The 13,320-nt window shown below is 32.9% G+C and carries 14 protein-coding genes; 2 read left to right on the top strand and 12 right to left on the bottom strand.

What is annotated here, in order from left to right; genetic code table 11:
- Positions 1-38: 38 nt before the first annotated feature.
- The 11 genes from ACECE_RS0218040 to ACECE_RS28025 all read right to left on the bottom strand — a co-directional run bounded on the left by ACECE_RS0218040 (position 39) and on the right by ACECE_RS28025 (position 8,524).
- Entirely contained in the window at positions 39-521 is a 483-nt protein-coding gene (locus ACECE_RS0218040) for a GNAT family N-acetyltransferase (protein WP_010249788.1), read from the bottom strand.
- A 165-nt stretch (positions 522-686) separates the two neighbouring features.
- The gene (locus tag ACECE_RS0218035; RefSeq protein ID WP_010249786.1) at positions 687-989 is read right to left on the bottom strand and encodes a hypothetical protein; all 303 of its coding nucleotides are present in this window, start codon (positions 987-989) and stop codon (positions 687-689) included.
- A 991-nt stretch (positions 990-1,980) separates the two neighbouring features.
- The gene (locus ACECE_RS0218030; RefSeq protein WP_010249784.1) at positions 1,981-2,820 is read right to left on the bottom strand and encodes a radical SAM protein; all 840 of its coding nucleotides are present in this window, start codon (positions 2,818-2,820) and stop codon (positions 1,981-1,983) included.
- A 35-nt stretch (positions 2,821-2,855) separates the two neighbouring features.
- Entirely contained in the window at positions 2,856-3,113 is a 258-nt protein-coding gene (locus ACECE_RS0218025) for a hypothetical protein (protein WP_010249782.1), read from the bottom strand.
- 201 nt (positions 3,114-3,314) lie between these two features.
- Positions 3,315-3,716 carry a GNAT family N-acetyltransferase gene (locus ACECE_RS28035; protein WP_010249776.1) on the bottom strand — a complete coding sequence of 134 codons (402 nt, stop codon included), beginning with the start codon at positions 3,714-3,716 and terminating at the stop codon, positions 3,315-3,317.
- The gene (locus ACECE_RS28030) at positions 3,664-4,230 is read right to left on the bottom strand and encodes an STM3941 family protein (RefSeq protein ID WP_010249774.1); all 567 of its coding nucleotides are present in this window, start codon (positions 4,228-4,230) and stop codon (positions 3,664-3,666) included. The genes ACECE_RS28035 and ACECE_RS28030 overlap by 53 nt, the downstream gene beginning before the upstream one ends.
- A gap of 267 nt (positions 4,231-4,497) precedes the next feature.
- A complete protein-coding gene (locus ACECE_RS0218010) occupies positions 4,498-4,905 on the bottom strand; it encodes a hypothetical protein (protein WP_010249772.1) in 408 nt (135 codons plus the stop codon).
- 360 nt (positions 4,906-5,265) lie between these two features.
- On the bottom strand, positions 5,266-5,742 hold the full coding sequence (locus tag ACECE_RS0218005) for a hypothetical protein (protein WP_010249770.1): 477 nt from the start codon (positions 5,740-5,742) through the stop codon (positions 5,266-5,268).
- Between the two features lie 264 nt (positions 5,743-6,006).
- Positions 6,007-6,480: a hypothetical protein gene (locus ACECE_RS0218000; RefSeq protein WP_010249769.1), complete on the bottom strand. Its 474-nt coding sequence runs from the start codon at positions 6,478-6,480 to the stop codon at positions 6,007-6,009.
- 79 nt (positions 6,481-6,559) lie between these two features.
- Positions 6,560-7,276, bottom strand: a complete 717-nt coding sequence (locus ACECE_RS0217995) for a hypothetical protein (RefSeq protein ID WP_010249767.1) — start codon at positions 7,274-7,276, stop codon at positions 6,560-6,562.
- Positions 7,277-7,429: 153 nt separating this feature from the next.
- Positions 7,430-8,524: a M20/M25/M40 family metallo-hydrolase gene (locus ACECE_RS28025; protein WP_010249765.1), complete on the bottom strand. Its 1,095-nt coding sequence runs from the start codon at positions 8,522-8,524 to the stop codon at positions 7,430-7,432.
- 406 nt (positions 8,525-8,930) lie between these two features.
- On the opposite strand from ACECE_RS28025, the gene ACECE_RS0217985 reads away from it, so the two are divergent.
- Together ACECE_RS0217985 and nspC are read left to right on the top strand one after the other, a co-directional pair.
- Complete coding sequence (locus ACECE_RS0217985) at positions 8,931-10,130, top strand: saccharopine dehydrogenase family protein (RefSeq protein WP_010249763.1); 1,200 nt, start codon at positions 8,931-8,933, stop codon at positions 10,128-10,130.
- A 10-nt stretch (positions 10,131-10,140) separates the two neighbouring features.
- Positions 10,141-11,280, top strand: a complete 1,140-nt coding sequence (gene nspC / locus ACECE_RS0217980) for a carboxynorspermidine decarboxylase (RefSeq protein ID WP_010249761.1) — start codon at positions 10,141-10,143, stop codon at positions 11,278-11,280.
- A 167-nt stretch (positions 11,281-11,447) separates the two neighbouring features.
- Here nspC and ACECE_RS0217975 read toward each other — a convergent pair whose 3' ends face one another.
- Entirely contained in the window at positions 11,448-13,028 is a 1,581-nt protein-coding gene (locus tag ACECE_RS0217975; RefSeq protein WP_010249759.1) for a copper amine oxidase N-terminal domain-containing protein, read from the bottom strand.
- Between the last annotated feature and the right edge of the window lie 292 nt (positions 13,029-13,320).

Below are 13,320 nucleotides of genomic sequence, written 5' to 3'. Positions count from 1 at the left end.
GTGAAAAATTTCAAATTCTTCTTATCCTATACTGCTGACTAAAATTTCATCTGATAACAATAAAAATCAATATTATACATGAAAACTTCCCCACATTTCTCAAAACCATTTTTATCATATAAAGCTAAAGCTGCAGGATTGGTTTTGCTGACTAACATTCTTATCCCATCAAAACCTTTTTCTTTTGCTGTTTTAATGATGTTTTTAAGAATAGTTGTACCTATGCCTTGCTTTTGCATTGTTGGGATAACTCCTATCCTCGCCAATTCACAAGGCACTTTCAGTGTCCATGGTAAATGTTCTAATTCGTTAAACTCACCTAATGATGTTATAGCAATTATTAGTCCATTCTTTTTCAGAACATATAATGATTTGCTGTCAATATCAGATTCTGCTGTTTCTCTATTTGGATAATCCAAACTCCAAGTACATCCTGGGGTACCTATCAAACTGTGATATATATCCATAATTTGTGAAATTTCATCATAACTCGCTAAAGAAAATTCGTAGCCATCTACCATACCAAAACCTCCACTAATACAAATAATCTAAAGTACACACTTTCAAACTAATATGTAATAAACAAATCTCCATAGTCCTTCTTTCACAATCGGCGCAAGGATGCGCCGCCTTAATAATTCCTTGGCATATACAACTTTGTTCTTAAAGATTCATTAATATGCAAATCATGGTCCAAAAATTAATGTGCCTACAATCCAGTATAGAAATGGTAAGACAAACATTATTACATTACAAATTAGACTCATCATTGATAATTTATTATGTGCTTGTTTAAATGATATAAGACTTAACACAAATCCTACCACTCCTACAAATGGAGCTATCAGCAAGGGCATACCAGCTAACTTCTGAAATGGTGTAATTTTAAATAGCCAGTTTACAATCAACAGAAAAATAACTAAAGACATACAAAGAGATATTAAACTAAGAATATTTTTATTATTTCCTTCAGATAATTCACTTTTCATATAGTGTGTATCCTTTCTGTTTTTAAATATTATTATGGTATTTTCTTATACTTCAAAGCCCTTCTTTCATTTTTTGCCGCCGGATGCGGCGACTTTTGCATTCGATTTTCACAACATGCCGCTCGCTTAGGCTCACATCATAAATAACAACAGAAACATTATACCAAATTTACCTCCCTTTTACTATCATAGTATCATTGGTAACAATACGAATACGTGAGACGTAAATAACTATTACCCTTTTCTTGTCACTCATATTTGCATACCTTCTAACATTATTAGACAATTAAACTGCCTACTGTACTTCTCTTCCCATACTTGGTAACATTTATAGTTTTTCAACTGCATCAAGTATTCTTCCTATAAACTATAAACTCGCAACAAGAATCGGAAAACAAAATTACGTCTTTGCCAAAAATTAACCGGTGTAAAACTATCAAAAATCACTCGGTTGAGCCGGTACGAAATTATAATAAAAATCTATGGTCCAGATATTTTTTGTTGCCCAATTTGTTGTTGTGAGTTTGTTAGCAGATTTGTTTTGAGGGAATAAACTAGAGTTTCCTGAATAAAAGTTTTTAAAGCCCTTCTACCAAGGGTCTATTTTAGTGTACTCATTTTTAGTTACGGGCGAAAAAATGCTGGTATTTTTTAGTGTTTACGGTGTCAAATATGCATAACAAACAATGAATTTGAAACATCAAATCCCCATATAGTCGCATAAGTTCCAGCGGCTTCGTTCATCATGCAATTCTGAAATTTCTGGCGAGTTTGAGGTAACTTGACGTTCTATCCTTTTTAGTCTAGGATAGAGCTTTTTTACACCGAAAACTTCAGAATGTTGGCTAAGTGTTACACGAAGTCAGGTGCCCCGCGTAGCGAGAGTGCATCCACGGATGGTGTACCCTTTAATCTCACACAAGCCACTTTTAACCTTATTTCCGCAAAACATAAGTATTGCAACTTATCATACCACATAATGTGCACAATCTTATACGCGTTTATTTTGCAGTTTCTCATTAACTAATTCTTCATGATAAAAATAGTTGATGCGCTTTATATTATTTTGTTTACAATAATTTTCTATTTGTATTGATAAATCTATCCAGTACATTTTCTCACCTTTAATATATATTTTTTCATATTGACTATATAAATTTGGATATTTTACTTTAATATAGTCTAATATTTTTTGCTTATAATTCCCTCTTAGATTTAGATTTTCAAACCAGTATTCATCAACATAAGTATTAGTTCTTTCTATGATTCCTTTAAAATCCGTAATATATGGAAAAATTGGTGACATAAATAGCACTGTATAAATCCCTTGGTTGTGTAATTCTTTCAATGTGCAAAGCCTGTCATTAATGCTACTTGCATTATCCATATCATTTTTGAAATTTTCATCCAAACTATTTATTGATATAGATACTTTTAAATCATTGCATTTTTTCAACAAATCAATATCCCTTAGAATAAGTTTGGATTTTGTAGAAATTCCAATAGAGCATTTTACGTCAACTAATTGTTCTAATACTTTTTTTGTAACTTGATATTTCTCTTCAAAGCAATTGTAACAATCTGTAACGGAAGAAAGAAAAACAGTTTTGTTTTGTATTTTTTTTAAGTTAATTGGCTTATCGCAAAGTTTTACATCAATAAATGATCCCCATTCTTCTGTATGCCCTGTAAATCGCTTCATAAAGCAAGCATAGCAATATTTACAAGCATGAGAACAGCCAATATAAGGATTTATGACGTAATCGCTTGCAGGTAAATTTGATTTTGTTAAATAATCCTTAACTTGCAATACTTTTTCTTTTATTTCCATTTCTTTTACTCCTAGTTTTATTATAGCAAAATGCTTCAGTTTAAAACTTTAAGCTTTTTCTGGTATTTAAGTATCTTTGATTTCATTTTTGAGTTTATTCCTTGTGGTATCTCTCCACTTTGTACTATCTTTAGACAATTATAACAAAACCATGCTAAATTTGGAACCTTGTTTATTTTATCAAGGGGTAATGTTCCGTCAATTCTTTGACAGTGCCTGTGGTTGCTTCTCAGATTTTCTCCGCAAATTTTGCATCTCCCCCTATCTCTGTTGTAGGAATATTCTCTGTTCATATAATACTCAAAATTATTTAAGCTCTTTTCATCACATTTGAACAGTTCTACATCCTCATAAATTGGAGGGCGGGCGAGTGGGATTGTTTTGTTCCCTTTTTCTCTATTATGTAAAGTTTTCTTCCTTCTTACTATACGGTGTCATTTTCTGATTGTAATTGTACTTATCAACCTTTCTTTTTCTGCGGGTGTTTGCAAAGTTCATACTGTTGCATTCGGAAATTCACTTTCGATAAATCTAATGACTCCTTCTCCTATTCCTTTGTTTTCATAGTCCGGTATCACACAAAGGCAACCGAGGTAATAAGTATCATCCTGATTATCCCTTATACCTATATTACCTACTACCTGATTATTGCATATTATTTTATATGATATTCTATTCAAAATTGAGTCAGTCATATCTTCTTTAGACATATTATATCCAGAGCATTCACCATATTTAGTATAATCTGCATAGAAACTTTTGTTTCGTACATCAATCAAGACTTCAATGTCATTAATAGTTGCTTTTTCAAATCTAATCTCCGTAGTAAATCCCTTTAAAAATTCACAAACAATATCCTTTATTTGTTTTGTTATTAAACTCGACCATCTTATCATGTATTTTCTCTAAAGGCATGCTACATGCATTCTGTGGTATATTTATAATAGCAGTTCCTAAACTTTTGTTAGCATTTAATAATGTTCTTTTTAATTTTGAAACCTTTTGTAAAGTTGCTTCAACATCAACAGGCTCAATTCCTAAAAATTTCTGTCCCATATAATTATATACTTTAAAACTTTTTATTTCACTCCATTTTAGAAATCCAACACTAATAGCCGAAGCGTTGTCTGTAAAACCATCTTCGCTTATGATAACCAAGGGCTTCCTTACAAATAATCTTATAGCAATATAAATCCAACAAAGCCCAAAGAACGAATTGCAAATAACTCCAATTATTCCAATAAGCAATTGGGAATAGCCTTCCTCTATTGAAATATCTATTCCGATATCAATATTAAACCCTGCAATAATCAAAAATGTTCCCATCAATACAAATATACTCGCCCCTATAAACAACCCTAGCAACTTAAGAATACTAGGATAAATTATAATTTCTTTTTTTAATTCCATAAAACTCGTCCTCTCTCATATTTATTTTCCTACACCCATAAACTTATTAAAATTGATTTTGCGGGGTCTTAAACTGGCAGGTTTAAGACGCATAGTAGAGGATTAGTACTTGCCACATCTCCCACTTATCAGGTGGGGGAATTTCACCCCTTGAATTCGACGAAACAGTTTGGTACAATTTCTATATTAAATTGCCCGAAGGATTTATTCCTGCTTGTTGCTCAGGGATTATAGCCCAACAAGGCGTACACAAGGATGTCCGAGCCTTTAATCCTTTAACCTTTCTAAGGCTTCTAAATAATCTCTTTCGAACATAAAACTACTAACTCTCTCATAGATTTCTCTCATATAAGCAACACTACGAGCATAATCATTTCCATTAGGATCAAGTTCATCATATGCAAAAGGAAGATATCCAATGAAAATATGTCTGCAATAAAGTTGATGCTTAAAGTTGATGTCACATTTATTCTGATTAAAATCAAGTAAACCATCTAAATATTGTTTTGTAACATAAATACACATATTTAAATTTTGGCTAAAATAGTCCGCATACTCATCTATAGCATGTTCACATTCATCTTCGTCATATGTATAAGGAGGTAAGATATTCTTATGAAGTAACATTATTTTACTAAGAGTATCTTCTTTTGTTTTGAATTTATCTTTATCCATATAAAATCTCCTCATAAACCTTTTGACTTCATAATTGGAAATGCTTCAAATTCCACCTTATCAAACCCAACGCAGGACGCGTCAGAATGCAGGGAATTCCATATATCGTCAGCATCTCAGACGTCATCAAATGGCCCCGTAAGGTGTAAGGATGACCCACCTCAGTGCGCAACCGCGCCCATGAGGGCATGTAGCGGAGCCCTTCTACATGTCCATTACTCCAGAGCACTTCTCCATGCTCCTTCTCTCGCAGCTTCCACTGAGATGCCTTGATCTCCAACGTATCCTGACCCGCGATTCAGAAATTCCCACGGACGGGAATTCATCAAAAAATTTTGCTACTTTTCCAACTTTCCTCATTCATTTAACTTCATCAAGTCCGTTACCATTTTTAATACTAATCTGACCACGACCACATTTAATTTGACCACTTTCCATTCTTCCAACGGTGTTAATTATTTTAGACTTTTTTCCATTATCCATATCTAAAAAGTCTGTACTGTTTATAATCTTGACATTTATACTTCTATTACCATAAATAATGCTAAACTTTTCATTTTGGCGATACTTATTTGAAATATATCTAATAATTACTTTAAATACATCATCTTGATCATCGTATTGTTCATTTTCAAAAGGATATTTTTCAACAACAAAATTCCCTTCACTATTTTGGGTACAAACTAGGATTTTGTCACAATCTTTAAAACTGCTAAAATTGCACATCAACAAGTTAATATCATCAGTTGACTTCTTTTCTTTAATATCAATAATAGCGCATGTATACACTTTCAATAATTTTATTTTAAATGTATATTTATCAAAATTTAAAGTCATAAATCCTCCAAGTTCACACTAAACAATTGTATCATACTTTTAATCTTTTAGACTAAAAATGCAAATAATTTATATCCTACTGTTGTGTTTCTTATGTTCCAAAACCAGCCTTTAAACTTCTTTATAAAACTAAATTTCTAGTGACTTAACAACATTATAAAATGTAGTTGGTTTTAAATTGAGCTCTTTCATAGCAGCTCTAGCAGTATTCTCTTTATTAACCAAACTTTAAAGAATCCAAAAACGGTTTATTTAATTCAATGGTTAAGGCAATTTAGAATCAGTAAATATAAGTACATTTTCATATTCATAGGGTACAACCTCAACTTTATAATCTGATTTTGTATATATTGTTATTTTAAAGCCCTTATATTTGCGATTGTTCTGTATCCTCCAACGTTCTTCAATTGTCATCCCTTCAGGAAGGTCTAAATAAGGCATATAGCTAACATCATTAATTTTTATAGTTTCATGTAATTTACGTAAGACTCTTTCAAAACCTGAAATAGCCAAATCATTTTCTCCAAAAGTCAAAGCCTTATCATTTGTATCAATCATATATGCAGTTATTGCTTTTTGGAGTATTGATGCGTTAGACTCATCTGCTTTTCCTCCATTACACATATATGATTGATCAAAAAGCCAAAGATAGGCAAGTATAGCAATAGTTAGAATTACAAATACAGAAAGAGTTATAATAGAGATCTTTTTAATATTAACATTAGAATTCTTTCCCATAATTACCTCCTTAATGAGACGGTACTTAATAATATAATTTATATATGAATTTACAAACATCTTTATTAACATCAAAAAATCACTTTATGACAATAATGGCTTCTTTCACGTTAAATACAGGAATGCACTTAACAAAACCATTATCAATTTCTATTCTATATCCAACAGCATTTTTGGTTGAACGTGGTTTAACTTCATCATAAATTGATTTATCACTATTTAACTTCTCTAAATAAGGTCCAAATGGTATATTCTTATAATATATTTTATCATGTAAAGCTATAATTAAAAGTTTTACGGATTGCGAGTCGTTCTGTCTAATATTTAGCAAATTTTTATTTGAAGAATCATATAAACCATTAAAATCAATACAGCCTGAATCGCCGATCAAAGCCATTATAGCGGAAGAAATCATTTTTGAATTAGTTTCATCTAGGTGCCTTTTGTAGTATACACCATCACTAAATCCTGGGCCAAAGCCAACTTGAGAAATCATATGTATAGAAATCGAACCTATAAAGACTAAAATACTAATTACCTTAACAACTTCTTGTAGCCATTTGTGGTTAATATAGATCAAACAAAATCCGATTAACACTGGGGCAAATAACAACATTATAATTGTAAAAGGTTCTGCCTTTAGGTATTCAAAATATGTTGAATAATCTACATATTTAAAATATAAATAAACATTTTTGTAATTCATATATACTAAAAACGGGCCCCAAATAATAAGAAAAATTCCAAAGAGTAACTTTCCATTGACTTTTTGCGTAAAGAAACTTTTGATATTCAAATGAATTACCTCTTTCTAAAAATACTCAAATGTCTTTGTATATTTTTTTGTACATAACAAAAGAAGAATATTCTTTCAAAAAATCTGTTACTTATCCTCTTTAATTCCACAATGTGCAAGTTTGTTAAGTGGAACATTGAATCCCGTCTTAATCTATATTTCTCTCATCCCAAGCAAGTATTGCATCAATAAACCAAAGTCGATTGAATTAAAAACTCCATCATTGTTAACGTCTGCTGCCCACTCTCCTTGTGGATGTGGAAACTTATCTATCATACCAAGCAGATCCATTCTCATAAAACCCAAGTCCATTGAATTTCTATTACAGTCCCCATTAACATCCCCTTTAGGTACTGTAATTTTACCCGGGATTGATTTTACAAGTGCCTCAGTAACACGTACCAAAGCTCCAAGGTGATGATTTATTCTTCCGGGATAGTTTGCCTCTATGAAATCTATATTATCATTAGCTGTATGAAAAATATATCCGAACTTTTCCGTTTCCCCACCACGCTGATGGTTCCAAGCTAAATAAAGAATATAATTAATACCTTTGTCTCTAAAAGGCACATGGTCACTATTATATAGCACTTCACCATTTGTACTTGTCCAAAAGTCAATATTCATCTGCTTTGCAATTTCAAGGCTTTCCTCCCTAAAGTTTTCAAACTCTCCATCGTTTCCGAACACTTCAAGGTTATCACCGGCGCACACACAGTCATAATTTATCATAAGTATAGTTTTATCAATCTCATCCTGTGACATATTATTAACATAATATTTCGATCCTTCCATACCTGTTTCTTCCGCACCAAACGCAATAAACTTGACGGAACATGGAGTATCCACATCTTTAAGCCTTTCAGCCAGTTCAAGTACAACACCTACCCCAGAAGCATTGTCATCTGCTCCTCTGCCTTCATTTCTACTGTCATAATGAGCTCCAATAATTATCTGGTATGGCGAGCTATCCTTTTTTTCTGCTATAACATTATAGTGCTTATACCCACCGTTGGTATTGAATTCTTGAATAGAAGTGGAATAACCCAGTTTCTTAAATTCATCGTCGATATAGTCCCTTGGCTGTATTATATTCTCAGGTCCTCTGGATTGAATATCTTGAGATAATTTTCTAAGATGTCCAAAAGCCATTGAGCCGTATTCATTATCATCAGCATTTACAAAAAGACACGATGTAATACTCATTACTGCAATGATTATTACTGCAAATCCCTTCTTCAAATACATAAAAACATTCCTCCCTAAAATCATTCAGTCCGAATATTTGTTATTCCAAGAACAGTATATTTAAATAATATACAGGTATATATCACAAACATCATATCAAATTTTAGCACAAAGGTATATAAATTCTTACATTTTCACCAATTACCGTTAATCTCAACTGATTAAATTTATTAGACCCTAGTCAAACTATACGTCCCGCCTTCTCTCACTATGAGATTTATGCTAAACTTTTACATATATAACGCCATGAAACTTGAAGGAAATCGCAGAATTTTAAAGGTATTATTATGGTAATAAATATTTTTGCAAGAAGCGTCTCATTTTTCGTCATTTTTCTTGATTATTTTATAGATTTTATATATAATCATTTTTGTTGATTTTTTTGAGGTATTTGGAGGGTAATGATATGGGAAAAGCTTTAATTATTGGCGCTGGTGGAGTTGCTAACGTTGTAGTGCATAAATGCTGCCAGAACCCAGAAATTTTCGAAGAAATTTGTATAGCGAGCAGAACGGTTGAAAAATGCGACGCTATAAAAAATACATTGCCGGATAGCGGTACTATAGTGTATACCGCGCAGCTTGATGCGGATAATACTAACGAAGTAATAAATTTAATAAGGAAGTTTGGGCCGGATATTGTTATTAATGTTGCTCTTCCTTATCAGGACTTGTCAATTATGGAAGCATGCCTTGCAACTGGTGTTCATTATTTGGATACTGCCAATTATGAACCGCCTGAAACTGCTAAATTCGAATATAAATGGCAGTGGGAATATAAAGAAAAGTTCGAAAAAGCCGGTATTACAGCACTGCTAGGTAGTGGTTTTGATCCTGGTGTAACTGGGGTTTTTTGTGCCTATGCGCAAAAACATTATTTCGATGAAATTCATTATATTGATATTGTCGATGCAAACGCAGGTGATCATGGATATCCATTTGCAACAAACTTCAATCCTGAAATCAATATCCGTGAAATAACTGCAAATGGGAGATATTTCGAAAATGGAGCATGGGTAGAAACTGCCCCACTTTCCATCAATCAAGTCTATGATTTCCCTGAGATAGGTCCTAAAAACATCTATCTTTTGTATCATGAAGAATTAGAGTCTTTAGCTGTTAATATAAAAGGACTCAAGAGGGCAAGATTCTGGATGACTTTTTCAGACAATTACCTGAATCATTTGCGAGTACTTGAGAATGTAGGAATGACATCAATAGAGCCAATTGTATATGAAGGTAAGGAAATAATTCCTCTGCAATTTTTGAAGGCTATTCTTCCAGATCCTGCATCTCTTGGGCCGAGAACAAAGGGTAAAACAAATATAGGTTGTATTGTCCGTGGAATTAAAGATGGAAAACCAAAAACTTATTTTGTTTACAATGTTTGTGATCATGAGGAATGTTACAAAGAAGTAGGATCTCAGGCTATTTCCTACACAACAGGGGTACCTGCAATGATAGGTGCAATGATGATTCTAAAAGGCATCTGGAAAAAGCCTGGTGTTTTCAATATTGAAGAATTTGATCCAGATCCTTTTATGGATGCTTTGAAAAAACATGGACTACCATGGCACGAGCAATTTTCACCAACACTTTTAGATTGAGGTATAAAAGATGAACATAGATTTTGCCAGTTTACCAACACCATGTTATATCGTTGATGAAAGACTTCTAAGAAAAAACCTTGAAATACTACATTCTGTTCAGGAACGGACAGGATGTAGTATTCTTCTTGCTTTAAAAGGTTTTTCCATGCACTCTGTTTTTCCTTTAGTCGGCCAGTACCTTAAAGGCGTAACTTCCAGCTCATTATTTGAGGCCAGATTGGGTTTTGAAAAAATGGGAAAAGAAGTTCATGCTTATGCACCGGCTTATATTGAGGAGGAATTTGATGAACTAATTAAATACTGTGACCACATAGTATTTAATTCCTTTGATCAATGGAGAAAATTTAAAGATAAAGTAAAAAATAATAGTTCTAAAAAAATAGAATGTGGTATCCGCGTAAATCCTGAATATTCTGAAATCAGTACTGCTATCTATAATCCCTGCTATAAGAATTCAAGGCTTGGAGTAACTTTGTCAAATTTCAAACCTGATGAGCTTGATGGCATTGACGGGCTTCACTTCCATACCATGTGTGAGCAGAATTCAGATACTCTTTTGAGAACTATCAAGGTTGTTGATGAAAAATTCGGTGAGTTCATTAAGAGAATGAAGTGGGTTAATTTAGGTGGCGGCCATCATATTACAAGGCCTGATTATGATATTGAGACGCTTATTCGCTCAATTTTATATTTTAAGGATAAGTATGGGGTGGATATTTATCTTGAGCCCGGTGAGGCAATAGCTTTAAATACCGGATTTCTTGTTGCAAAGGTTCTTGACATTGTTGACAATGGTATGAAAATTGCTATTCTCGATGCTTCAGCAGCCTGCCACATGCCGGATGTTTTAGAAATGCCATACAGACCAAATATTATTGATGCAGGCTCTCCTGATGAGTATCCTTTCACTTACAGGCTCGGTGGTAATACGTGCCTTGCAGGAGATGTTATAGGAGACTATTCTTTCAAGCAGCCTTTAAAACCGGGTGATAAGCTTGTTTTCTGTGATATGGCACATTATACAATGGTCAAGAATAATACTTTTAACGGTGTTAACCTTCCTTCTATAGCACTTTTTAATGAAGAGGAAGGCATTAAAATCATCAGGCAGTTTAAGTATGAAGATTTTAAAAACCGGCTATCCTAATTAAACAAATGCGAATAACGAAAAAGTCCCTGAAATCAAGACCATAATTTGTACGGTTTTATAATCTATAGATTTTATTAATAATAGCTATGGCATCGAGCCATAGCTATTAATTTCCTTCTATTTTTTTGTTCAAATCATATATCGATAAACACCTATATTCCGTATCATCCTACTGCCCATGATAACCATGAGTCAACAATTTGAGTTACCTCTTTACTTTTCAGATCATATGTTGACGAATCACCAGCAATTGTAAATGTCAAAATCATGCCCTGATAATTTACAACTATAACTTGCTCTTTCATTGCTTGTCCGCTTTCCTTATCCTGTCCTGAAACATTAATACGCAAAGCCTCGTATCCTTTCCACTTGATTATCTCATCTTTTAAAATCTTGCAATTCTTTAAGGAGCCTTTCATGCTTTCTATCATATACGGCTTAATGTCAGATACTGACCAATCTTCACTCATGTACGTTAAATTCACACAAACCACACAAAACTTATTTGGATCGTTCTCATTTATATATGTTATAGATGGGTTTTCGTCGTACATATCAGGAAGGTACCAACCTTCAGGCACATATAACGAATATCCTCCATTAACATTGTAGTATTCATTCATACCCTTAGGAATAGTATATGAATTACTCAGGTCACTTGGTACAGGAACAGTTTCCTGATCATCTAACATATACTCAATTACTTTAGTTATCTTGTATGGCTGCAAACCATCCGCAGTTTCATAATTACCAGTTATTACATACTCCATACGTTTTAGCTCACATATTCGCACATTAATGTCCGGTGTTTTAATTCTATATTCCATTTTAACATGGCATTTACTTGATTTATCCTTTAACACATCAAAATATGTGTCCTTAGTACTGTCAACAGCAAATGCAAGACTATCTCCTTCAAGAACAACACGATCATTGCTCTCTTCATTAATAAAAAGACTTGCCGTTAATGCCCTATTTGTCTCTTCTTTTTGCAATATACTTCCTTCTCCATCTTCTTTTGACTCTTTAAGCCATTCGGCACGTACTTGAGACCTGCTGTAAGTGTATGTTTTATCCTCAAATACTTCAGATGTTCTTGTATTCCCATCTTTTGTTAATGATACGCTGGTGTATTCTATGCCTTTTTCAGAATCACTTTTGACATCATATTTACAACTGTAAGTTTCAGCACCATTTTCCACCACATTTTCATTCTGTGTATAGTGAATGAGTCCTGTTTTTTGTTTTTCTGAGGCCACAAAACTACTAACTTTATCAAAGTTATTCTCCGTTGTTATAACAACACTATTGGTTGAACCATCCCAGAAAACAAGTCGTGATAAACTCTGGGCAACAAACCTGGTAGGAATATATGTACTATTCTTATAAATAACTGGTTCTGTATCCAATTCAATTTCTTCACCATTTACTGTAGCTTTCTTATTTCCAATTGCAAGGAATACCTCTTTATCATCCTTTACTACTTTAACAGTTTTATTCTCCTGATTCCAGATAATATGCTCACTATCATTTGGAACTCCAAGTGCTATCAGTAGTTCCCTCAATCCTAGCAGTACACGACCATTATTGTTAATTGGAGTATTTTTTAGACTCAGTTGTGTACCATCAACAATAACCTTTAGCGTTGGTTTTTCTTTAATTTGTGGATTGCTTGAAGCAAAAACATTACCCACAAACAAACACATAGACAAAAATAACATGGCTAAAAAAACAGATTTTTTCATTTACTAATTCCCCCTATACTTTGCTCATGATATTAAATATATACCCTCTAAAAAGGCATAATTAGATTTCAAATGCCCTTTTAAAAACATTTAAACCAATATACATTATTTTTTTAAGTTATGGAATATACCAATAATGAAGATTTCATAAATTGCTCCTAAAAGTAAGAAAATTTCAAAAGATTTCTTGGAAACCTAACCAATGTACATCCAAACAATTAACATTATAGCAAAAATCCCCTATTTAAGCAATCAATATATACCACCATATAATAAACTATATGTTACTACT

Origin of the sequence: Acetivibrio cellulolyticus CD2 (assembly GCF_000179595.2) — a bacterium.
GTDB classification, from domain to species: Bacteria; Bacillota; Clostridia; order Acetivibrionales; family Acetivibrionaceae; genus Acetivibrio; species Acetivibrio cellulolyticus.
Note: the sequence above shows the minus strand (reverse complement) of the source record. Positions and strands in the feature narration are given on the sequence as shown.